The following is a 22679-nucleotide window of genomic DNA, read 5'->3' on the forward strand; positions in this document are numbered from 1 at the left end:
GCCGGAGAGGGAGTGCGCACGATGGACGATCCGACCACGACACGGTGGGTGATCGTGGGGGTCGACGGCACCGACTCCAGCCGCCACGCCCTGGAGTGGGCGGCGCAGCAGGCGGTGCTGCGCGGGCTCGGCGTGCGGATCGTGGCCGCGGCCGGCGCCCTGACCTCCGTCGGGGTGTTCGGGGCGCACACCCGGCTCGACGTCCCCCCGGACGAGGCCGACACCGGCGACGCCGAGCGCCTGCTGTCCTACGCCGCCGACTGGATATCGCGGCTCTTCCCCGAACTCCGGGTGCAGACCCGCCTGTCCTACGCCCGCCCCGTGGAGGCGCTGCTGGCCGAGGCCGCCGCCGAGGGGGCCGTCGCAGTGGTGGTGGGCTCGCGCGGGCTGCGGGGGATCGTGGCCGCCTTCGTGGGCTCCGTCGGCATCGAGCTGGCCGCCCGCTCCCCGGTGCCGGTGGTGGTGCTCCCGCACGAGCACGCCGCCGCACACGGGGTCCGCGGCCGGGTCATCGTCGGCATCGACGGGTCCGAGCCCAGCCGCCGGGCCGTCGACTTCGCGTTCACCCAGGCCGAGTTCGCCGACACCGAGCTGGTCGCGGTGAGCGCCTGGCAGCCGCTGGTGGCGTTCGCCGCCGCCACCGGGCCGATCCCGCCGGAGCTGTTCGACGACACCACCGCCGCCGAGGCCGCCCGCCAGTCGCTGGACGAGGAGCTGGCCCAGGCGCGGCTGCGCCACCCGCAGGTCCCGGTGAGCACCCGGGTGGTGCGGGCCCACCCCGTGGTCGCCCTGCTGGAGGAGGCCACCCCCGCGGACCTCATCGTGGTGGGCTCGCGGGGCCGCGGGGGCTTCCGGGGCCTGCTGCTGGGCTCGGTCAGCCACTCGGTCCTGCACGGCGCCCGCGGCCCGGTCGCCATACTCCGCTAGGGCGTGTCCGGCGGACGCTTTCGAGCGTTCCGGCGCTCGCGCCGAATGCCGGGAGCGGCCGCGAGGCGATCTCTCGCGAGACGGCCGCGCGGCGAGAGGCGGCCCCGCGACCGCGGCCCGGGATGATCCGCCGAACACGCCCTCGGGGAGGGCACCCGGACGGCGCGGGCCGTCGCGGCGCCACCGGCGGCCGGTGACGCGGTCCCCGTCGCAGGGGGAGGTGTCCTGACGGGACGGCCCCGGGCCGGGCCGGGCCGTGCCCGCGCGGTGCCCGGGGCCGGGGCGGCCGAGCGCTTCGACGGCGGCAGCGGCATGGACGGCGCCGACGCGGCCGTGCGCGGGGGTTCCGGGATCTCCGCAGGCCGGAGCCGGGGCCTTCGGAGACCGGTCCACCCCGCGTCCCACGGGTGGACCGGTGAGGGGTCGCGGCCGTGTGTGACGAACGACACGGCGTGTCGTCGCAGGGACGTTCCTTCCCCTCTCCTGCGGGGGAATCGGGTTCCACCGCGAAGGGAACACCCGCCACCACGGCCCCTCCCGGCGCATGAGTGCCGTTCCGAAAAGCCTTGCAGCACAGGGATTCCCGGCTTCCGAGCCGTATAGCTTTAGACCATTGGCCTATACCAATTGGTCACCGCAGGGGGGCGTCGTTCATGATGCGAGGGATCTCGATTCACGAAGGAGCCGCTGTGACTGTCGGTATTGATCTGGGCGTGGCCCCGACCTCCCACGAAGAACTGGTGTCCTGGGTTCACGAGGTCGCGGAGCTGACCCGGCCCGACAACGTCGTCTGGTGCGACGGCTCCGAGGAGGAGTGGACCCGTCTCACCGACCTGCTCGTCGAGCAGGGCACCTTCAAACGCCTCAACCCGGAGAAGCGCCCCAACAGCTTCTACTGCACCTCCGACCCCACGGACGTGGCCCGCGTCGAGGACCGCACCTACATCTGCTCCGAGCGCGAAGAGGACGCCGGCCCCACCAACAACTGGATCGCCCCCGACGAGATGCGCGCCACCTTCGGCGAGGTCTTCCAGGGCTCCATGCGCGGCCGCACCATGTACGTCGTGCCCTTCTGCATGGGCCCGCTGGGCGGCGAGATCTCCCAGCTCGGCGTCGAGATCACCGACTCCCCGTACGTCGTCGTCTCCATGCGCATCATGGCCCGCATGGGCGACGCCGCCCTGCGCCTGATCGAGGAGCGCGGCGACTTCGTCAAGGCCGTCCACTCCGTCGGCGCCCCGCTGGAGCCCGGCCAGGAGGACGTGCCCTGGCCCTGCAACCCCACCAAGTACATCTCGCACTTCCCCGAGACCCGTGAGATCTGGTCCTACGGCTCCGGCTACGGCGGCAACGCCCTGCTGGGCAAGAAGTGCTACGCGCTGCGCATCGCCTCGGTGATGGCCCGCGACGAGGGCTGGCTCGCCGAGCACATGCTGATCCTCAAGGTCACCTCGCCGGAGGGCAAGACCCACTACATCGCGGCCGCCTTCCCGAGCGCCTGCGGCAAGACCAACCTCGCCATGCTCCAGCCGACCATCCCGGGCTGGAAGGTCGAGACCGTCGGCGACGACATCGCCTGGATGCGCTTCGACGCCCAGGGCCGCCTGCGCGCCATCAACCCCGAGGCCGGGTTCTTCGGCGTCGCCCCCGGCACCGGCGAGAAGACCAACGCCAACGCCATCGACACCCTGTGGGGCAACAGCATCTTCACCAACGTCGCCCTCACCGAGGACGGCGACGTGTGGTGGGAGGGTCTCACCGAGGAGCCCCCGGCGAACCTGACGGACTGGAAGGGCCGCCCCTGGACCCCGGAGTCCGCCGAGCCCGCGGCGCACCCCAACTCCCGCTTCACCACCCCGGCCGGGCAGGCCCCGACCATCGCCGACGAGTGGGAGGACCCGGCCGGCGTGCCGATCTCCGCCATCCTCTTCGGCGGCCGCCGCGCCACCGCGGTCCCGCTGGTCACCGAGTCCCTCAGCTGGCAGCACGGCGTCTACCTGGGCGCCAACGTCTCCTCCGAGAAGACCGCCGCCGCCGAGGGCACCGTGGGCGAGCTGCGCCGCGACCCGTTCGCGATGCTGCCCTTCTGCGGCTACAACATGGGCGACTACTTCGCCCACTGGATCAAGGTGGGCGCCGGCGCCGACCAGGCGAAGCTGCCCAAGATCTTCTACGTGAACTGGTTCCGCAAGGACGCCGAGGGCCGCTTCGTGTGGCCCGGCTTCGGTGAGAACAGCCGCGTCATCAAGTGGATCGTGGAGCGCCTGGAGGGCACCGCCGACGCCGTCGAGACCCCGATCGGCCTGCTGCCCGCCAAGGACGGCATCGACACCGAGGGCCTGGACCTGTCCGCCGAGGACCTGGAGTTCCTGCTCTCCGTCGACCCCGAGATCTGGAAGCAGGAGGCCGCCCTGGTCCCCGAGTTCTTCAAGACCTTCGGCGACCACCTCCCGGGCGAGCTCTGGGACGAGTACCACGCCCTGCTGGACCGGCTCGGCCGGTAGCGGCATCCCGCCGGCCCCGCTTCTTCCGCGCGCGGGGCCGGTGTCGGCACGGGGCGCGGGCACCGCACGGTGCCCGCGCCCCGGCGCTTTCCGGGGGGAGGGTCAGGGGTCTGCCGGGTCCGTCCTTTCGGCCGGGTCTGCGGACTTCGAGGTCTCCGAGGACTCTGAGGGGCCCTGGGGCTTCGAGGGTTCCGGGGCCGTCGGGGACTCCGGGATCTCCGTCGCTCCGGCGGTCCCGGGTACGAGCAGGGGCCGCAGCTCGTCGGCGGCTCCGGCCAGCGCCTCGCCGATCCGGTCCAGGAACTCCGCCGTGGACGAGAGCCGCAGCCCGGGGACGGTGTCGGGGCCCAGCTCCAGCGCCCCGCGCCGGGCCGCCTCGGAGATCGCGAGGTTCGCCCGGATCGACGCCCTCACGGACCGGTACCAGATGTCCTGGTCGACGGCGTAGAGGTCCCGCCGCCCGCGGCCGCCGCGCACGCGCCGGAGCAGGCCCTGCTCCTCCAGGAACCCGACGGCCAGCGACACCGAGGCCGGGCTGACCCCGAGCGCGCGGACCAGGTCGGCCGCGGTCAGGCCGGGGCCGTCGGCCGCGTACAGGCGGGCGAGCACCCGGGCCGCCATCCGGGTCATCCCCGAGGCCGTCAGCGCCCGGACGAACTCCCCCTCGAAGTCACGGACCGCGCGGGCGTCCCCCCGCCGGGTCGTGCGGGCCTCCCGCCGCCGGGCCGCGTGAACGCCCCGTTCCCCGGCCGGGGCGCCGGGCCGCTCCCGGGTCCCCGCCGTGGACCGGGCCGCCGCGGTCCCGCCGCGCCGGGCGCGCCGGTCCGCCTCCCGCTGGGCCGGGTCGGCCCGGTAGCCGCTCCGGCCGCCGTTGCGGGACACCTCGCGGCTGACGGTCGAGGTCGGCCGCTCCAGGCGCCGGGCGATCTCGGCGTAGCCGAGCCCGTCGGCCAGACCGCGGGCGATGTGGCGGCGCTCCTGGTGGGTGAGCCGTCCTCCGGGCACGGGGTCCCTCCGTTCTCGGCGGGGTGCGGTGGTGCGTTCGACCCCAGGCTGTTGCAACGCTTTTCTTGATGATCGTTGCTTTCGCGTGCAGGCCTGTTGCAATCTTTAGCTGCCCCTGCCTGCTTTTTAAGTGTTCCCCCGTGAATTATGTATTGATGGATCCTTGAACGCAACGTAGCGTTTTATTCGCGTTGAACGATCCGTACGCGGGACGCGCCGACCGGCGTCCCGCCCTCCCCGAGGATGCGCCATGACCACGGTCACTCCGGAGCCGCTGCCCACCGAACGCCCCCGCGGGTGCCCCTTCGACCCGCCTTCCGAGCTGCGCGACCGGCCCCGCCTGGGGCGGATGGCCTACGCCGACGGTCACACCGGCTGGCTGGTCACCGGCCACGCCCTGGCCCGTTCCGTGATGGCCGACCGCCGGTTCAGCTCCCGCCGCGAGATCATGCGGCTGCCGGTGGCCCGGGGCGGCTTCACCGGGCCGCTGCCGCCCGCGCCCCCGGGCATGTTCATCGGGCTCGACGCCCCCGAGCACACCCGCTACCGCCGCCTGCTCACGGGCAGGTTCACCGTCCGGCGGATGAACGCCCTCACCGAACGGGTGGAGGAGATCACCGCCGAGCGCCTCGACGCGATGGCCGCGCTGGGCCCCGGGCTCGACCTCGTCCCGGTGTTCGCCCAGGCCGTGCCCGCGCTGGTGATCTGCGAGCTGCTGGGCGTGCCCGCCGACGAGCGCGAGCGCTTCCAGCGCCTGGCGGAGGCGGCGAACGACCTCGACGCAGACCAGGAGGCGCTGGAGGCGGCGATGGGAGGTCTGGGCGGGTACATCGCGGACCTGGTCGAGGAGAAGCGGCGGTCGCCGACCGACGACCTGCTCTCCGACCTGACCGCGAGCGACCTCACCTCCGAGGAGCTGGTCGCGGTCGGGTCCCTGCTGCTGGGCGCGGGCCTGGACACCACCGCGAACATGATCGGCCTGGGGGTGTTCGCGCTGCTCACCCACCCCGACCAGGTCCCGGTGATGCGCGAGGGCCCCGAGGCGGTCGAGGGGGCCGTCGAGGAACTGCTGCGGTACCTGACCATCGCGCACACCACGGTGCGCGTCGCGCTGGAGGACGTCGAACTGGACGGGCGGGTGATCCGGGCGGGGGAGACCGTCACCATCGCGGCCCAGGCCGCCGACCGCGACCCGGAGAAGTTCGCCGACCCCGACACCCTGGACCTGCGCCGGAACACGGCCGGGCACCTCGCCTTCGGCCACGGCCCGCACCAGTGCCTGGGCCAGCAGCTGGCCCGGGTGGAGCTGCGGGTGGCCCTGGCGGGGCTCTTCGGGAGGTTCCCGACCCTGCGGCTGGCGGTCCCCGCCGACGAGGTGCGGGTGCGGGAGCACGCCGACGTCCACGGGGTGCACGGCCTCCCCGTCACCTGGGACGGGGAGTGAGCCGGTGAGGGTCGTGATCGATCGTTCGCTCTGCATCGGGGCCGGGATGTGCGTCCTCGGCGCGCCCGGTGTGTTCGACCAGGACCCCGAGGAGGGGCTGGTCGAGCCGGTGGGCGGGGACGCCCCCGACCCCGGGAACCCGGCGGTCCGCCGTGCGGTGGACACGTGCCCGTCGGGGGCGGTCGCCCTCGTGCCCTGAGTTCGGGATTCGGTGGTCGGGGGTTCGGTGGCCGGGGTTCGAGGGCCGGTGGGCGACGGGCAACGGGCCGGGCCGGGCCGGGGAGGCGGCGGGGCGGGGCCTCCCTGTCGCCCGGGTTCCGGCGGGTGCGTTCGGGCGGTGGGGTGTTCCGGTGGGCACAACGGGAGGCGGTGGGGCGGGGCCGTCCCGCTCCCGGGTTTCGGCGGGCGCGTTCGGGAGGTGGGGTGTTCCGGTGACGGGTGCGGCGTGCGGGGTTCCGGTCCTGGTAGCAGGGCCCGTCCGTTCGGTCCGCAACGCCAACCGAACATTTGCGGGTGTTTCCACGAACTCCCACAAGGGGATTCCGGTACGTGCTAATCATGTGACCGACAGTGACGAAATCTGCCCTCGGGAACCCCAAATGCTCACCCTGCTCCTCATCCTCGCCGTCCTGGCCGTCATGGTCGCGGGGGCCGTTCTGGCCGCCGGCCGCTTCCGGGTCGACGACGGGGAATCGGGCGGTGCCGTCGGCATCGTCGTGGCCCCCTGCGTCCTGGCCCTCTACCTCGGCTCGGCCGCCATGGGCGTGGTCATCGGATGGGAGGGCTACAAGGGCGCCGAGGACGGGGTGATGGCGGAGGTCGGCTCCGCCCAGTCCCTGTACTGGAGCACCGTCGCCCTGCCCGAGGACGAGTCCGAGGAGGTCCGCGATCGGCTGCGCGCCTACCTGAGCGCCGTGATCGAGGACGACTGGCCCGCCATGGAGGCGGCCGAGGGGCTCAGCGCGGAGGGCGACGCCGCCTATGCCGCCCTGGCGGCGTCGGTGCGGTCCCTGTCGGTCTCCGACACCGGCGACGGGCTGGACCGGCTCACCGCCCGCCAGGAGCTGAACGCCCTGGGGGAGGCCCGCCTGGAGCGCGCGGACGCGGCCACCGAGGGCATGCCCCCGCTGCTCACCGGCATCGCCGCGCTCTCGGCGATCGCCGTCGCGGTGCTGCCCTTCGCCATGCTCCGGCGCGGCTCCCGGATCGCCTACTTCTGGGCCGCGGCCAACCTGGCGTTCGTGTTCGCCACGGTGGTGCTGCTGTTCTACATGGGCCACCCGTTCAGCGGGCTCCTGGCCCACGACGCGGGCGGGTTCGAGGAGGCCCTGGCCGGCCTCGACGCCATCGACCAGGCCCTGGCCACCCCGGTGTCCGCCCACTGACCGCCACCGTAACGCAGGCGGTGGCCGCCGACAGCGGTCGGCGGCCACCGGTCACCACCGGCTACTGCCGGCCCGCGCGGGCGGCCGCCCCCGCGGACGCGCCCGCGGCCACGGCCACCACGACCAGCAGGACCGCCGACGTGCGCATCGAGCCGAAGGCCGGGGAGACGGTCGCCCCGCCCCCGGTCATGTCCGCCACCGGCAGGGCGGCGGCCGCCTCCACGGGCACCTCGCGCCGGGCGGCCACCGGGGGCTCCTCCTCAGGGGCCGCGGCACCGGGGCTCGGGGAGGCGGCGGGCTCCGCGCCGGGGGCGGGCGTCTCCCGCGGCGGCGCCGGCCGCTCCTGGGGGCTCTCGGGCGTGCGCGGCAGCCGGGGCTGCGGCTCCGGAACGCCCGGGGGCTCCTCCGCGGGCGGCTCCTCGGGGGAGGGCGGCACCGGCTTCGGCGGCACGGGCTCCGGCGGGACGGGCCGCGGCTCACGCGGCGGGCAGTCCGGGGCCCGCCCCGAGTGGACGACCACCCGGGTCCCGTCGGCGCAGATCAGGACATGGGACACGGGGGTCCGGCCGACCTCCACCTCGACGCGGTCGGGGCCGCTCACCACGTTCACGCCCGGGGCGTCCACCCGCACCCCGTCCTCCCCGGCGGAGACCGATACGGGCCCCTGGGAGACCGCGGTCCCGGGGTCGGGGACGGCGGCCCGGGCCGCAGGGGCGCCGCCGATCAGCAGTAGGCCCGTCACCAGGGCGGCAAGGGTGCGGCGGGGGGACCTCATATCACTCCTCGTGCTCGTTGTATGACACTCGGAGATCGTACGGGTTCACGGCGGCCGACGGGGCCGGAACACCACGGCGGGGGATGAGGGGGGTGAAGGGCCCGGGGAGGCCGAGGAGACAGAGGAGACAGAGGGGGCCGGGCGGGCGGGTGTCGGGTGGAATCGGGGGGCGAGCGGAAGGGGCGGGAGGGCGTAGGGGAATCCTGGACGGATGCGGACGAGAGCGGGTGGAGTCGGCTGCGGCCGGGGGTGAGGGGCGGGCTCAGGGGCTCAGGGGGAGTGCAGGCGCAGGACCGCGTGCTCGGCCCAGTCCGGCGGCCGGGTCAGCCAGGACACCACCGCCATCGTCGCGAACGCCAACGGGATGGTCCACGCCGCCGGCTGTGCCAGCAGCACCGTCGCCCACCCCGGCGGGGTCGGCAGCAGGAGCGACCACCCCACCGCCCCGGTGGCCGTCACCCCGCCCACGGCCAGCCCCGCCGCCGCTCCGGGCAGGGTGAGCCTGCGCCACCAGATCCCCAGCACCAGCAGCGGGCAGAACGTCGACGCCGCCACCGTGAACGCCCACACCACCAGCACGTTGATGTCGATCTTCTCGGCGGGCAGGGCCAGCAGCACCGCCACGCACGCGCCCACCGCCACCGCCAGCCGCAGCCGCGGCACGCTCCCCTGGAACAGGTCGTGCGACAGCCCGCCCGCCAGCGCCAGCAGCAGCCCCGACGACGTGGACAGGAACGCCCCGAACGCCCCCGCCGCCACCAGCGCCGTCAGGATCGTCCCCACCGCACCCGGCACCGCCTGCGCGGGCAGCACCACCGCCACCGTGTCCGTCCCCTGCAACAGCACCAGATGCGGGGTCAGCACCCGGCCCAGCAGCCCGTATACCACCGGGAACAGGTAGAACAGGCCCAACAGGGCGATCACCCCCACCGCCACCCGGCGCGCGATCCGCGCCGACGGACTGGTGTGGAAGCGCATGATGACGTGCGGCAGCCCCATGCAGCCCAGCGTGATCGCCAGCAGCGTCGACCACGTTTCGAACAGCGGGTACCCGCCCGAGTCCAGCAGCGGCGTGCTCCAGCGCTCCCCGCCCAGGTCCGGCAGGCCCTCCGGGTGCGGCACCGCCGCCCCCGCCGGGAACACGAGCCGGGTCCCCTCGGCCACCGTGTGGTCGCCGGCCTCCAGGTCCACCCGCGCGCCGTCCGGGGCGGTCACCGTCACCGGCTCGTCCAGGCCGAACGTGGTGTCCACCGTGAACTCCACCGGCGTCGTCTGCGCGAAGTGCGTCCCCCACTCCGGGTGCAGCGCCTGCGCCCGCAGGTCGGCGCCCGCGTGCGCCACCAGGTAGACCGCCGGGATCGCGATGAACAGCAGCTTGACCACGTAGTGGAACGCCTGCACGTACGTCGCCGAGCGCATCCCCCCGGCCGCGATCGACCCGCTCACCACCATCCCGGCCAGCACCACGCCCACCCAGTACGGGGTGCCGCTGACCAGCGCCAGCACCACCCCGGCGCCCTTGAACTGCGGCACCAGGTACAGCAGCATGATCACCAGCACGACGCAGCCGCACAGCTTGCGCAGCCGGGGCGCGCCCAGCCGGTACTCGGCGAAGTCCGGCACCGTGAACGCGCCCGACCGGCGCATCGGCCCCGCCACCAGGGCCACCACCGCCACGTAGCCCGCGCAGAACCCCACCGCGTACCACATGGTGCCCAGGCCGTTCTTGAGCAGCAGCCCGGACAGGCCCAGCACCGAGGCGGCCGAGAGGTACTCGCCGGCGATCGCCAGAGCGTTCCAGTTCGGCGACACCCGGCGCGAGGCCACCAGGAAGTCGGAGGTGGAGCGGGCCGCGCGGACCCCGTAGATGCCGATGACGAGGCTGGTGACCAGCACCAGGCCGATGGCCAGGACGGAGATCACGGCTCGTCGGGGGCCTTTCTGTCGGGGGCTTTTCCGTCAGGGGCTTTTCCGTCGGGGTCCTTCCCGTCGGCGGGCGGGTGCTCCGTGGCGGTGTGCTCCGGGGAGCGGGGGGAAGGCGGGGGGTGCGGGGCGGTGGGGTGCTTCGTGGTGGTGGGCCCTGTGGTCTCGGGCTTCGAGGTCTCGGGCCCTGTGGTCTCGGGCTCCGTGGTCTCGTGTTCTGCGGCCGTGTGCTCCGGGGGGTGCGGGGCGGGCTGTCGGGAGGCCTGTTGTGCGGCCGCCCGCGCGGACCGCGCCTCGGCCTGTTCGGCCGACCGCACGTGCCACAGCGCCAACAGGAACAGCAGCGGGTACACCGCCGCCACGACCAGCGCCCACGACAGCGGGACACCCGCCACCCGCGACTGCGTCAGCTGCGGCCACAGCGCGAACGCCCCGCTCATCCCGAACAGCAGCAGCGACAGCAGCCCCACCGTGCGCACCGCCGTCCGGCGCTGGCGGTGGAAGAGCCGCCGCGCAGCCTCGGTGTCCACCGGCCCGGGGATCGGCAGCAGGTGCTGGGCCGGGCGGTTGCCCCGGGCCAGCGCGATCCGGGTCTGCGGGCTGGTCAGCTTCTCCCGCCGCGGGCTCATGGCGTCCGCCGCGCCGAACCGTCGGGTTCACCGTCCCGCGGCCGGGGGGCGGGGGCGGTGGTCTGGGCGTTGGCGGCGCGTCCCAGCTGGTCCCGGCGGGCCGCCTCCAGCAGCCGGGCGCGCAGGTGCCGGCCGTGCCTGCGGCTCACCGGCACGTCCCCGGCCGGGGTGCCCGCCACCAGCCCGGAGGAGGACGTCACCCGCAGGTCGCGCACCCACGGGATGGCGATGAGGAAGCCCCGGTGCACCCGGACGAACCCGGCCGACGCCCACACCTCCTCCAGGTAGGACAGCGACAGCCGGATGAGGTGGCCGCCCTCGGCGGTGTGCAGGCGCACGTAGTCGCCCTGCGCCTCGACGAACTGCACGTCGTCGCGCTTGACGAACACCGTCCGGCGGCCCGTGTCGATCTGCACCACGTGCAGGTCCTCCGCCGGGGGAGCGGCCGCCTCGGGGCGGCGCAGCTGCGCGATCCGCCCCACCGCCTCGGCCAGCCGCTCCGGCCGGATCGGCTTGAGCAGGTAGTCCACGGCGCCGATGCCGAACGCCTCCACCGCGTGCGCCTCCGACGCCGTCACGAACACGATCGACGGCGGCTCGGACATGACGCTCAGCACCCGGGCCACGTCCATGCCGTCCAGCCCCGGCATGAGGATGTCCAGGAACGCCGCGTCGATGCTCTCCACCCCGAGCAGGCGCACGGCCGCGGCGCCGTTCTCGGCCACCAGCACCTGCGCCACCTCGGGCATGTCGCCGAGCAGCGCCGCCATCTCCTGGCGGGTGGACGCCTCGTCCTCCACCACCAGGACGCGGAGCGCGGACTTCACTGCGCCACCACCCCCCTGGTGAACCTCGGAACGCGCACGGTCACCTTGGTCCCTTCCCCCAACGCGGTCTCGATCACCAGACCGTACTCGGGTCCGTAGACGGCGCGCAGCCGCTGGTCCACGTTGGCCAGGCCGATGCTGCGCGACTCCGGGCCGGTCCCCGCCAGCAGGGCGCGGGCCAGGTCCGGGTGCATGCCCACGCCGTCGTCCTCGATCTCGATGACGCACAGCGGCCCCTCGCCGAACCCCGAGACGCTGATGTGTCCGCGCCCCTCCTTGCGCTCCAGGCCGTGCCGGATCGCGTTCTCCACGATCGGCTGCACCACCAGGAAGGGGATCGCCACCGGGAGCACCTCCGGGGCCATCCGCACGGTGATGTCCAGCCGGTCGTGGAACCGGGCCCGCTGGAGTTCGAGGTAGGTCTGCACCGCCTCCAGCTCGTCGGCGACCGTGGCGTAGTCGCCCTTCTCGGAGAAGCCGTACCGCAGGTAGTCGGCGAAGTCCGACAGCAGGTGCCGGGCCCGGTCCGGGTCGGTGCGCACCAGCGCCGCGATGACGGCCAGCGCGTTGTGCACGAAGTGCGGGGAGATCTGGGCGCGCAGGGTGCGCAGGTCGGCGGCGGCGATCCGGGCCCGGGCCCGGCGCAGCGCCGCGTGGTCCAGAGAATCGGAGACGAGGGCGGCCGCCGCCTCCACGTCGGCCTCGACCGGGTCGCCGGAGGCGAGCAGGGCCCCGGAGATCTCGTCGGCGACGTTCAGGGGGACGGCGCAGACCGTGGTCCCGTCCTTGAGCCGGGTCCGGACGTTGCTGCCGTATTCGAACACCTGGGAGAGCAGGGAGTCCACCTCCTCCGGCTCCGGACGCCTCCCGTGGCCGGCCACCGGGCCGTCCAGGTCGGCCAGGACGACGCCCTCGGCACCGAGGAGCCGCCGCAGCCGCTTGGCCGCGGCGGGCACGCTCCTGCCGTGCAGCCCGTCCCGGAGGTCGACGCCCAGAGCGTGGACCTGGCGCATCAATTCGACGCTCGCCAGCGTCTCCGACGACTCGGGACGGCGACGTCGGGAGGGGGACAACCACGACGGCCACCGGTACGACACATGACGACGATATCCCAGCAAAGTGTGTCGGCGCTCACGTTGTCCGGGTCACCTTTCGGTCGCTGTGGGGAGCTCGCTCGGGATGTGGGGAGGGGACGGACGGGAGGGGACGGACGGGAGGAGAGCTCGGGAAGGAGAGGGCGGGATGGTGCGGGGTGGTGCGGGATGGGGAGGGCGAGGGGTGGCATGGAGCGGGCCCGCCACCCGTGGGGGTGACGGGCCCGGTGGGAAGGGGAGCCGGGGCGGTGGCCGATGACCCGGAGGCAGGGTGCACCCCCGGACGGGAGTGCGGCCACCGATGGCGTCCCGGATCCTCTGTGGGTCCATGGGGCGGGGTCATGGGGCCGGAACCCCGGTGAGGGGTTCCGGCCCTGGGCGGGCTAGTGGTCGGCGGCCTTCTCCGCGCCCGCGCCGGACAGCGCGCGGACCTGGATCTGGGCGAACTTCGCGAAGTCCTGCTCCTTGGAGGTGAGCGTGCCGATGATCGCGCAGAGCAGGCCGATCGGGACCGAGAACAGCGCCGGGTTCGCGATGGGGAACCAAGAGAAGTCGGCGGTCGGGATGAGCGAGGTCTCGGCGCCGGAGACCACCGGCGAGAAGAACACCAGGCCCACGGCGGCGATCAGGCCGCCGTAGATGCCGGACACGGCGCCCCGGGTGTTGAAGCGCTTCCAGAACAGGCTGAGCAGGATCGTCGGCAGGTTGGCCGAGGCGGCGATGGCGAAGGCCAGGGCCACCAGGAAGGCCACGTTGAGGCCCTGGGCGAAGACCGCCAGGATGACCGCGACCAGGCCGATGCCGCCCGCCGCGAGCTTGGCGACCCGCACCTCCTCGGTGTCGGTGGCCTTCCCCTTGCGCAGGACCGAGTTGTAGAAGTCGTGCGCCAGCGAGGAGGAGGACGCGATGACCAGGCCGGCCACCGTCGACAGGATTGTTGCGAACGCCACCGAGGCGATGAGCGCGAGCAGTACCGCTCCGACGAGCTCCCCGCCGAAGTGGGCGCCGACCGCCTGGGCCAGCTGCGGGGCGGCGGCGTTGCCCGCCGCGTCCTGGGCGGTGATCGCCTCGTGCCCCACGATGGCCGCCGCGCCGAAGCCCAGGACCAAGGTGAACAGGTAGAAGGTGCCGATGAGGCCGATGGCCCAGTTGACCGACTTCCGGGCGGTGACCGAGTCGGGCACCGTGTAGAAGCGGATGAGGATGTGCGGCAGGCCCGCCGTGCCCAGCACCAGGGCCATGCCCAGGCTGATGAGGTCGAGCTTGTTCCACAGGGTCTGGACCGGGTCGCCCGCGACTTCCACGCCGTAGCGCAGGCCCGGCTCCAGGAACGCCGCGCCCTGGCCGCTCGCCTCGGCCGCGTCGCTCATCAGGGCGCCGAAGTTGAAGCCGTAGATCGAGAGCGTCAGCAGCACCAGGAGCGCCGCGCCCGTCATCAGCATGACGGCCTTGACGATCTGGACCCAGGTGGTGCCCTTCATGCCGCCGAAGGAGACGTAGATGGTCATCAGCATGCCGACGACCACGATGCCGACGATCTTGGCGGCCTCACCGGACATGCCCAGGTAGGTCTCGCCCGGCTGGATGCCCATGAGGAGGGAGATGAGGGCGCCGGCGCCGACCATCTGCGCGAGCAGGTAGAAGATCGACACGGTGACGGTGGAGACCGCCGCCGCGGTGCGCACCGGACGCTGCTGCATGCGGTAGGACAGCACGTCGCCCATGGTGTAGCGGCCGGAGTTGCGCAGCAGCTCGGCGACGAGCAGGAGCGCCACCAGCCAGGCGACGAGGAACCCGATGGAGTAGAGGAAGCCGTCGTAGCCGAACAGGGCGATCATGCCCGCGATGCCCAGGAAGGAGGCCGCGGACATGTAGTCGCCCGCGATCGCGAACCCGTTCTGGGTGGCGTTGAACCCGCGGCCGCCGGAGTGGAAGTCGGTGGCGTTGTGGGTGCGGCGGCTGGCCCACACGGTGATGTAGAGGGTGGCCGCGACGACCAGGCTGAACAGCACGATGGTGACGGCGCGGCTGGTGTCGCTGACCGCGCTCGTCTCGGCCGCCAGGTTGGTGAGGGCGGGGGAGGAGGAGAGGGAGGGGAGGGAGGAGAAGGTGGGTGCGAGGGTGCCGCTGAGGGCGAGGTCGGAGCCGAGGCTCAGGAGAGGGGCGTTCACCGGTCCTCCGCCTTCTCTTCCAGGGCCTTGCGGACGTCGGCGGCCGCCGGGTCGAGGTTCTTACGCGAGTACGACGAGTAGGCGATCGCGATCCCGAAGGTCGTCACGAACTGGAGCACGCCGAAGACGAGGGCGAGGTTGAACTGACCCAGGACCGGGGTGCTCATGAGGTCGCGTGCGAACGCCGACATGAGCACGTAGAGCAGGTACCAGGCCATGAAGGCCAGGCTCATCGGGAAGATGAAGCGGTACAGCCGCTGCTTGAGCAGCACGAACTTCGGGTCGCTGTGCATCGCGATGACGTCGGCTTCCGACAGCCCCCCGTTGGCGGGGGACGAGGTCCCCTCCGCCGGGGGTTCGGGCGGTTGCTTCGTGGCCATGTGTGGGTCGTACCTCCGGGGGATGGCAGCGGGGCGGGACGGACGGTGCGCTGGTGGAGCCGGTGCTCTTCTCAGGTGTCACATCCGTATTTCCTGGGTGTGACGTGCGTTACTCGGCACTGTAAGGAGTCGCACTGTCCGACCAGGAGGGGGCGCGCGGGCGTGCGCGCCGAACGCGGGGGCGGCGCGGCGAGCGGTCGTCGACCGTGCGGTGAACGGTCGTGATACGGGACGAACGGTCGGCCAGCGGTTGGGGGTGGGGAGGGGTGGGGGAGGGGAGGGGAGCGTTCGGGGCGGCGGGCGGGTGGCGGGGGGTGGTGAGGGGGATCTCCACGGGGGGTGGAAGGGCGCGGGCGGAGGGGCCGTTGTAGCTTGTACATGACCAACACCGCGCCAAGGCGCGGTTCCGGTTCCCAGAGGACCCCGGACGAGGTGCGCCGTACCCGGTCAGGACAAGACGGCGTCGGAATGACCGTTCTCGTCGTGGAGGGTTGGAACCGATGATCGCCTGGATCGTGCTGATCGTATCCGGACTGTTGGAGACCGCCTGGGCCATCTCGCTCAGCGCGTCGAAGGGATTCACCCGCCTGTGGCCGACCGTGACCTTCGGTGTCACGCTGGTCGCCAGTATGGGCGGCCTGGCCTATGCCCTGCGCACCATCCCGGTGGGCACGGGGTACGCGGTGTGGGTGGCCATCGGCGCCGTCGGCACCGCGCTGGTGGGCATGTTCTTCCTGGGTGAGGGGTTCAGCCTGCCCAAGGCGCTGTGCCTGCTGCTCATCGTCGCCGGTGTGATCGGCCTCAAGCTGCTGCACTGACCCGGTTCGCCGGGCGGGAGTACTGAGTCGGTGGGGCGGCCGGACCGGCCCGTTGTTGGTCCGTGTCGGTGCGTGCCGGTCCATCGGCTTGGGAAGGCCGTTCGGGGCCGGAGGCTTGTTCTTGTCCTTTGCCCGTGTGTGCGCCGGAGGCGCAGACACGGGCAAAGGTGTTCTCGGGGTGGGTGTGTGCGGCCTTCGCCCCCTGGGGCGAGGTGCGCGGTCTTGTGCCCGGTCTGGGGCTGAGGTCGCGGGAACGTGCGGGTTTCACCCCCGGCACTGACCGGTACCGCGGTCATCCGCGGGAGTAGGCGGCAGCGTGGAGCCCCCTCACCGCCGCCGGCGCCCCCAACCTTTCCAGCCGGTGCGGGTGTGCGCGCTCCGCGTGCACCCGGCTCCGGCATATACACCCCCACCGCTGGGGGCGTGCGCCCAACGCACCGGTCTGGAAAGCTGCCGGGCGCCGACTGCGGCCGGGGCCGGGCCCACCCGGCGCGGACCGCCGTTCCCAAGCGGCTGAGCTCTTGGAAACCTACAACTACCTCGGCGAAGACCCCCTATGGCCAGGGACCCCACTGGCCTGACACGGCTGGAGCGGAGGTTTCCAATCGGGTGAGAAACCCCCTGGGGCAGAGGTGCTGCGACGCCTTCCGGCTGTGGCGGAGGTCCCGGTCGGGTGGGGAACCCTTGGGACGAGGGTGCTGCGATGGCCTCCGGGGGTGGCCGGTCTCCGGGTGGGGGATCCCGGGGCGGAGGAGCTGCGATGCCTCCGGGGGTGGTGTCAGGTGAGGAGTTGTTCGACGATGCGGCCTACGCCGTCCTCGTGGGCGGGGGGTGCGGTGCGCAGGCCCAGGGCGGGGTCGAGGAGGGCGGGGTGGCCGCTCGCCATGGCGTAGCCGGCGCCGGCCCAGGAGAGGGCGGGCAGGTCGTTGGGCATGTCCCCGAAGGCCACGACCTCGTCCGCCGACACCCCCCAGCGCTCGCACACCATCGCCAGGGTGCTGCCCTTGTCCACGCCCGAGGCGCTCATCTCCAGCAGGCCGAAGCCGCCCGAGTAGGTGACCTCGACCATGGTGCCCACGGCCTGGGCGGCCGTCTCGTGCAGGATGTGCACCGGGACCCCCTGGGAGCGGACGAGGAGCTTGGTGATGGGGCGCGCCCGCTCCAGGAGGGTGTCGGTGGAGTCGACCACCTCGCGCACCCAGTCGCGTGGCACCCAGGGCTCCAGGTCGTAGTGGGGGTCGTGGTAGAAGTCCGTTCCCGTCTCCACGCCGAAGCCCACGCCCGGCAGGGCGCCGCGCAGTTCACCGATGACGGTTCCGGCCGTGGCGGTGTCCAGCGCCCGGATGAGGGGGTCGGCCCCGGGCAGCTGGGCCACCGCGCCGTTGCCGCAGAGCACCGCGGAGCAGGTGAAGAGGGAGGCGATGTGGTGGGTGGTGCGCGGCGGGCGCGCGGTGGACAGGACCAGCTTCACGCCGGCGGCCACGGCCGCGGTCAGGGCTCGGCGGTTGCGTTCGGAGACACGGCCGTCGAGGCCGAGGAGGGTGCCGTCGAGGTCGGTCGCGATGACCCGGGGAAAGACCATGTTCCGGATTATGTCCGGATCCGGTGACGCTCCGGTATCGGGATGCGTTCCAGTACGCCGCCGCGGAACACGTCGTAGAGGTCGAGCGACTCCAGGTGCACGTAGCCGATGTGGCAGTCGCAGGTGGCGAGCGGGCAGCCGCTGCGGCCCAGCTTCTCCCGGAACGAGCCGTCGTAGAGGTTGCCCATGGGGATGTCCACGAAGTGGCAGCGCCGCACGTTGCCGTCGCCGTCCACGGAGAGCACGCTGTCGCCCGTCCGGCAGGGCACGCCCAGGCTGGGGTGCGGGTGGCGGCTGTAGTGGAAGTGCGGGTCGAGCGCCTGCCATCGGGCGGCCTCGTCGTCGGTGTAGGTCCGGCCCTCGGCGGCGTTGACCCACAGGTACACGTCCTCGGGCAGGTCGGCGCGCATGCGCCGGGCCGCTTCGAGGTGCTCGGGCTCGCCCACGACGCCCACGCTGAACCGCACCCCGAGTTCGACCAGGCGGCGGGCCTTGGCGACGAAGCGCTCGTGGGTGACCTGGCCGGGGTGGTAGGTGGTCCACAGCGCCGTCGAGGAGAGGTCGCAGTCGGCCAGCCATTCGAGGCGGCCGCTCAGGTTGGTCTGGATGGCCACCCTTTCCACGTGCTCCAGGGCGCTCAGCCGGACCAGGGCCCTGCGGTACCAGGACCGCACCAGCCCCTCGCCCCAGGGGGTGAACAGCACCGAGATACGGGTGTCGGCGGCCGCCACCCAGTCCTCGAACCGCTCCAGGGCGGCGCGGTCGGCGCGCAGCGTCTCCGGGTTGTCGCGGCGCTTGGCGAACGGGCAGTACGGGCAGTCGTAGTCGCAGCTGGCCAGCGGCCCCCGGTACAGAAGGGTCAGCATCAGCGGGCCTCGTATTCGGTCATGAGGGCGTTCACCCGGTCGGAGAAGAACAGCGGTCCGACGGCGTCGGAGTGCGCGAGGCCCTCCTCGGTGAGCAGTAGATCGTCGCCCTCGGCGAGCCAGCCGCGCCGGTCCAGGGCGGCGAACAGGTCCGGGAAGTCCTCCCGCGGGTGGGAGCCGAACCGGGACGTGTAGTCGGCGGCGGCCATGCCCTCGGTGCGCAGCAGCGACTGGAGCAGGTGGCGGCGTCGGCGTTCGTCGTCGTCCAGCAGGAAGCCCACCTCGGCGCGGGCGAAGTCGGCGGCGTCGCGCCCGATGTAGTCGGCGATGATCGAGCGCACCTGGCCGATGCCGACGGCGTAGTCGAAGGAGTAGTGCGCGGCGGTGGTGTAGGAGCGGGCGCCGCAGCCCAGGCCCACCATGCCGTCGGTCTGGCAGCAGTAGTCCGGGCCCTGGGCCTGGGGGGCGTCGGCGCGTCTGAACATGCGCATCGACACCTGTTCGTAGCCGCGTTCGCGCAGGTGGTCGCGGCCCTGCCGGTACAGGCCCAGCCGGTGGTCGTCCCAGGAGCGGCCGCGCCGGCCCAGCCCGGTGAGCGGGCGCACGTAGAGCGGGTAGAGGTAGACCTCCTCCGGCGCGTGCTCCAGCGCCGTGTCCAGGGAGTAGGCCCAGGTGCGCTCGTCCTGGCGGTCGATCCCGTAGATGAGGTCCACGTTGAGGTCGGCCGTGGTGTGCGCGCGGATCAGTTCGAGCGCCCGGTCGACCTCGGCGCGCTTCTGCGGGCGCCCGGCGGCGTGCGCCTCGGAGTCGATGAAGCTCTGCACGCCCATGCTGATCCGGGTGACCCCGCGCTTCTCGAGCACCGCGAGGCGGTCGGCGGTGGCGGTGGCCGGGGAGGTCTCCACCGACATCGGGACGGCCGTGAGGTCCACCCCGAAGGCCGACTCCAGCACGTCGTACACCCGGGTCAGCTCGTCGGCCTCCAGGTAGGTGGGGGTGCCGCCGCCCAGGGCGGCGCGGGCGAACCCGGCGCCGTCGGGCAGGGTGGCGGCCACGGTCCCCGCCTGGCGCTCGAACGCGTCCAGGTAGGCGGAGACCTGTTCGGCGGGCGGGGTGGAGCGGGTGAACAGGTTGCAGAACCCGCAGCGCATCTCGCAGAACGGGATGTGCAGGTACAGCGACAGCGCCCGCACGTCCTCGTCCCGCCACAGGTCGGCCAGCAGGGGGCGGTCGGCGAAGGGGCGGTAGGCGCTCTTGTGCGGGTAGGCGTACACGTAGGAGCGGTACGGGGAATCGGTGGCCAGGGGCAGGGTCGTCACGCGGTGGCCTCCTCGGCGGTGGTGTATCCGTGCGGCAGGAAGAAGTGGGCGTAGGGCACCGTCCACACGACCTCGTGGCCGATCCGGTGCCCGGTGTGCCCGTCCTCGCCGTAGGCGGTGCCGTGGTCGGAGCACACGATCGCGAAGCAGGGGCGGCGGGCCGCCATCGCCTCCAGTACCGGGGGCAGGTGACGGTCGACGTACTCCAGGGCGGCGGCGTGGCTCTCCCGGGTGTCCCCGGCCTCGCGGGTCGCCCCCGGCAGGTGGAACCAGTTGGGCTGGTGCAGGGCCGCCACGTTGAGCAGCAGGAACAGCGGCCGCTCCCCGGACCGGGCGACCTGTACGGCCCGCGCCGCCTGGTTCTCGAAGGAGTGCGGGTCGGCGACGCCGAACGACTCCTCCCAGTGGCTCTCCTGGAACATGTCCGGGATGACCGAGCCCACGGCCGACCTGCGGTTGAAGAACCCGGTGCCGCCCACACAGGCCGTGCGGTACCCGGCGGCCGCCAGCCCCGAGGCCAGGTCGGGGGTGTCGAACGTCCACGTGCGCGGGGCGGTGGACACGCTCCCCGGGAAGGCGGCGGCGAACAGCCGCGGGTGCGGTCCCGGCGCGGCGGGCGTCGGCAGGAACCCGGCGAGCATCGCCAGGTGCGAGGCGTAGGTGAAGCTGCCCGGGGCGTGCCGCTCCTCCCACCGGCCGCCCGGCAGGAGCCGGGCCAGGTGGGGGATGCGCCCGGCCTCGGCCAGCTCGACGGCCACGTCGTAGCGCAGGGTGTCCAGGGTGAGCAGCAGGATGTCGTGCGTGCCCACCACGGCGTTCATGTCCGGAAGGGTGGTGTCCATGTTCTCTCTCAGGATGCGCTGCCGACCGGTGCGGGCGGGACGGGGCGGCGGCCGGTGTCCAGGGCGTGCAGCTGCTCGGCGTAGGTGTCGCGGCCCTCGTGCAGGACCCCGGGGATGAGGTCGCCGAACGCGTTGACCTCGCACACCGCGAACGACCGCCAGCCGGGGGTGGCCATCAGGTCCACCCCGGCGTGCAGGGTGTCGAAGCACCCGGCGGCGGCCTCGGCCACGGCCATCGCCGCGTCCCAGGCGGCCGGGCCGACCTGGGCCTTGAGGGCCTCCAGGTCGCCGCGGGCGTTGCCCAGGTGCAGGTTGGTCATGGGGGTGGCGGAGGAGCGCACCACCACGTGGTGCGCCTTCCCGGCGGTGACCACGACCCGCAGGTCGATGGTCTTCCCGGCGAACCCGGCCTTGGGCACCCACCGCTCCACGTGCAGCCCGTCCGGGGCGAGGGCGTCCACCACGGCGGCGACGTCCTCCTCCCGGGTGTAGGTGCACGGCTTCAGGCTGTTGAACAGGGCGGGGCGGCCGTCCCCGTCCCGGGTCAGGTGCGCGGAGGTGATGGCGCGGACGCGGCCTCCCGGGGCGGTGGCCAGGGCGATCACCCCGGAGGCCGAGGAGCCGTGCGCGGGCTTGACGAATACCCGGGGCCAGCGGTGCCGCTCCATGGCGGCGCGCAGCTCCCGGTAGTCGCGGACCGGGGTGTCCGGAGCGGGCGGGACCGGGACCCCGGCGGCCTCCAGGCGGGCGTGGCAGCGGCGCTTGTCGCACATGACGACCAGGTCGTCCACGTTCTGGAGCAGGTGCGCGCCGGGGGCCGCCGCGACCGCGTCTGCGAGGCGGGCCAGGGCGGCTCGGAACCCGGCGTGGTGGTCGCCGGTGCCCTCGGCGCGGTAGAGGTCGGGGTCGTGGTCCCAGCCGCGCAGCAGGCGCTCGGTGGCGACGTCGCCGCCGGGGGAGTCCACCCGGACCAGGGCGCCGGCCGGGACCTCCACGGGGCCCGACGCCAGGTCGTACCAGGGCAGGACGGTCGGCTCGGGCCACCCGGAGGCCGCGGCGGCGGCCCGGAACAGGTCCAGGCGCCGGTTGCCGGGGACGCCGACCACCACGAGGGGGCGTTCGCGGATCATTCGGACACCACCGTGTAGTAGTGGAGCTCGGTCGTGTCGCAGTGGTCGTACACCTCGGGCTCCTGGGGCGCGGACAGGTTCACGTCCACCCCGGGCAGGGCGGCGCGGATGCCCGCCTGCACGTCCTCGGAGAGGAAGTGGTGGTGCAGGCCCAGGCGTTCCAGGTGGGCGAAGGCGCCGGCGTGCTCGATGATCGCGCGGCCGCCCTCGTCGGTGAGGTCGCCCAGGTCCAGGCCGAGCGAGCGCACCCGGGCCAGGACCTCCGAGCCCGCCAGCGGCGCGACCCAGGAGTCCGCGCCGCGGGTGTTGAGCAGGCCCAAGTGCTCCAACTTGGGGAAGGCACCGCCGGACAGCAGCGGTGCGAGGTCGTCGGGGGTGGCGCCGCCGCCGTAGTCCTCGTCTCCCAGCCACAGCTCCAGGCTCCGCAGCCCGGGCAGGTCCGAGGCGCACACGTCCCGCACCACCTCCGGGCGCAGGCCGCCGCTCTCCACCGTCAGCTCGCGCAGCCACCGGTGCTCGGGCAGGCGCAGGCCCAGCTCCCGGGAGCCCCCGCGCACCACCAGGCGGCGCAGCTTGGGGAAGGCGGCGACCAGCGGCGCGAGGTCGCACAGGTCGATCCAGGAGATCTCGTTCTCCTGCTGGAGGACCTCCCCGAAGAACAGCGACCGGACCTCGGGCCACCCCCCGGCGCGCCGCACGAGCTCCCCGACGACCCGCTCCGCGTCCATGTCGTCCTCGTCCTCGACCAGGTTGCCGACCACCAGGGCGCGGAGCTTCTTCCCGGGGACGAGCGAGGTGAAGCGGTCGAGGTACTCGGGCAGCGTCTCGAAGGGCCTGCGGTAGCGCGGCGAGACCGTGCGCAGCCGCCAGGCGTACGAGCCGGGGTCGGCCAGCGCCCGGAAGAGGGGCTCGTAGGACGGCGGCAGCTCCTCGTGGAGCTCCCCCCGGTTGTGCGCCCAGCGCATGGCGGTGTCGAAGTCGTCGCGGATGCCCTCCCAGGAGGCGAACTCCGCGACGGGCAGCCCCGCGAACTCCTCGATGTGGTGGCTGTTGGGCAT

The 22679-nt window shown here is 73.3% G+C and carries 20 protein-coding genes and 1 riboswitch; of the genes, 6 read left to right on the plus strand and 14 right to left on the minus strand.

What is annotated here, in order from left to right:
* The first annotated feature begins 21 nt into the window (after positions 1-21).
* Positions 22-927 (plus strand): universal stress protein, encoded by a 906-nt coding sequence (locus tag KGD84_RS03975; protein ID WP_220564762.1) that lies wholly within the window; start codon positions 22-24, stop codon positions 925-927.
* A 707-nt stretch (positions 928-1634) separates the two neighbouring features.
* Positions 1635-3431, plus strand: coding sequence for a phosphoenolpyruvate carboxykinase (GTP) (locus KGD84_RS03980; RefSeq protein WP_255647169.1), 1797 nt, complete (start codon positions 1635-1637; stop codon positions 3429-3431).
* Between the two features lie 102 nt (positions 3432-3533).
* Here the strand turns inward: KGD84_RS03980 and KGD84_RS33785 are convergent, their stop codons facing one another.
* Complete coding sequence (locus KGD84_RS33785; RefSeq protein ID WP_220564763.1) at positions 3534-4436, minus strand: GbsR/MarR family transcriptional regulator; 903 nt, start codon at positions 4434-4436, stop codon at positions 3534-3536.
* 250 nt (positions 4437-4686) lie between these two features.
* Between KGD84_RS33785 and KGD84_RS03995 the strand changes: the two genes are divergently transcribed.
* The 3 genes from KGD84_RS03995 to KGD84_RS04005 all read left to right on the plus strand — a co-directional run bounded on the left by KGD84_RS03995 (position 4687) and on the right by KGD84_RS04005 (position 7265).
* Positions 4687-5880, plus strand: coding sequence for a cytochrome P450 (locus tag KGD84_RS03995; RefSeq protein ID WP_220564764.1), 1194 nt, complete (start codon positions 4687-4689; stop codon positions 5878-5880).
* A gap of 4 nt (positions 5881-5884) precedes the next feature.
* Positions 5885-6079 carry a ferredoxin gene (locus KGD84_RS04000; protein ID WP_220564765.1) on the plus strand — a complete coding sequence of 65 codons (195 nt, stop codon included), beginning with the start codon at positions 5885-5887 and terminating at the stop codon, positions 6077-6079.
* Between the two features lie 400 nt (positions 6080-6479).
* Positions 6480-7265 (plus strand): bestrophin-like domain, encoded by a 786-nt coding sequence (locus KGD84_RS04005; protein WP_220564766.1) that lies wholly within the window; start codon positions 6480-6482, stop codon positions 7263-7265.
* A 61-nt stretch (positions 7266-7326) separates the two neighbouring features.
* Here the strand turns inward: KGD84_RS04005 and KGD84_RS04010 are convergent, their stop codons facing one another.
* The 7 genes from KGD84_RS04010 to KGD84_RS04040 all read right to left on the minus strand — a co-directional run bounded on the left by KGD84_RS04010 (position 7327) and on the right by KGD84_RS04040 (position 15064).
* Positions 7327-8040: a hypothetical protein gene (locus KGD84_RS04010; RefSeq protein ID WP_220564767.1), complete on the minus strand. Its 714-nt coding sequence runs from the start codon at positions 8038-8040 to the stop codon at positions 7327-7329.
* 270 nt (positions 8041-8310) lie between these two features.
* The gene (locus tag KGD84_RS04015; protein WP_220564768.1) at positions 8311-9963 is read right to left on the minus strand and encodes a sodium/solute symporter; all 1653 of its coding nucleotides are present in this window, start codon (positions 9961-9963) and stop codon (positions 8311-8313) included.
* A complete protein-coding gene (locus KGD84_RS33790) occupies positions 9960-10592 on the minus strand; it encodes a DUF485 domain-containing protein (RefSeq protein WP_370634656.1) in 633 nt (210 codons plus the stop codon). The genes KGD84_RS04015 and KGD84_RS33790 overlap by 4 nt, the downstream gene beginning before the upstream one ends.
* The gene (locus KGD84_RS04025; protein ID WP_220564769.1) at positions 10589-11419 is read right to left on the minus strand and encodes a LytR/AlgR family response regulator transcription factor; all 831 of its coding nucleotides are present in this window, start codon (positions 11417-11419) and stop codon (positions 10589-10591) included. The genes KGD84_RS33790 and KGD84_RS04025 overlap by 4 nt, the downstream gene beginning before the upstream one ends.
* On the minus strand, positions 11416-12432 hold the full coding sequence (locus tag KGD84_RS04030; protein WP_220564770.1) for a sensor histidine kinase: 1017 nt from the start codon (positions 12430-12432) through the stop codon (positions 11416-11418). Before KGD84_RS04030 ends, KGD84_RS04025 begins: the two co-directional genes overlap by 4 nt.
* A gap of 464 nt (positions 12433-12896) precedes the next feature.
* On the minus strand, positions 12897-14576 hold the full coding sequence (locus KGD84_RS04035) for a solute symporter family protein (protein WP_220565512.1): 1680 nt from the start codon (positions 14574-14576) through the stop codon (positions 12897-12899).
* 104 nt (positions 14577-14680) lie between these two features.
* Positions 14681-15064, minus strand: coding sequence for a DUF485 domain-containing protein (locus KGD84_RS04040; protein WP_220564771.1), 384 nt, complete (start codon positions 15062-15064; stop codon positions 14681-14683).
* 403 nt (positions 15065-15467) lie between these two features.
* A riboswitch (guanidine-III (ykkC-III) riboswitch) is annotated at positions 15468-15531 on the plus strand.
* A gap of 36 nt (positions 15532-15567) precedes the next feature.
* Between KGD84_RS04040 and KGD84_RS04045 the strand changes: the two genes are divergently transcribed.
* Positions 15568-15882 carry a DMT family transporter gene (locus tag KGD84_RS04045; protein ID WP_220565513.1) on the plus strand — a complete coding sequence of 105 codons (315 nt, stop codon included), beginning with the start codon at positions 15568-15570 and terminating at the stop codon, positions 15880-15882.
* A gap of 778 nt (positions 15883-16660) precedes the next feature.
* Here the strand turns inward: KGD84_RS04045 and KGD84_RS04050 are convergent.
* From KGD84_RS04050 to KGD84_RS04075, 6 genes are read right to left on the minus strand one after another with little or no spacing between them, the layout of a single operon-like run.
* Positions 16661-17464 carry an HAD family hydrolase gene (locus tag KGD84_RS04050; protein WP_220564772.1) on the minus strand — a complete coding sequence of 268 codons (804 nt, stop codon included), beginning with the start codon at positions 17462-17464 and terminating at the stop codon, positions 16661-16663.
* Positions 17465-17472: 8 nt separating this feature from the next.
* Positions 17473-18330: an STM4011 family radical SAM protein gene (locus KGD84_RS04055; RefSeq protein WP_220564773.1), complete on the minus strand. Its 858-nt coding sequence runs from the start codon at positions 18328-18330 to the stop codon at positions 17473-17475.
* Positions 18330-19649, minus strand: coding sequence for an STM4012 family radical SAM protein (locus KGD84_RS04060; protein ID WP_220564774.1), 1320 nt, complete (start codon positions 19647-19649; stop codon positions 18330-18332). Before KGD84_RS04060 ends, KGD84_RS04055 begins: the two co-directional genes overlap by 1 nt.
* The gene (locus KGD84_RS04065; RefSeq protein WP_220564775.1) at positions 19646-20491 is read right to left on the minus strand and encodes an STM4013/SEN3800 family hydrolase; all 846 of its coding nucleotides are present in this window, start codon (positions 20489-20491) and stop codon (positions 19646-19648) included. Before KGD84_RS04065 ends, KGD84_RS04060 begins: the two co-directional genes overlap by 4 nt.
* A gap of 8 nt (positions 20492-20499) precedes the next feature.
* A complete protein-coding gene (locus tag KGD84_RS04070) occupies positions 20500-21621 on the minus strand; it encodes an STM4014 family protein (RefSeq protein ID WP_220564776.1) in 1122 nt (373 codons plus the stop codon).
* On the minus strand, positions 21618-22679 hold the full coding sequence (locus tag KGD84_RS04075) for an STM4015 family protein (RefSeq protein WP_220564777.1): 1062 nt from the start codon (positions 22677-22679) through the stop codon (positions 21618-21620). The genes KGD84_RS04070 and KGD84_RS04075 overlap by 4 nt, the downstream gene beginning before the upstream one ends.

It is taken from the genome of Nocardiopsis changdeensis (assembly GCF_018316655.1).
Taxonomy (GTDB): Bacteria; Actinomycetota; Actinomycetes; order Streptosporangiales; family Streptosporangiaceae; genus Nocardiopsis; species Nocardiopsis changdeensis.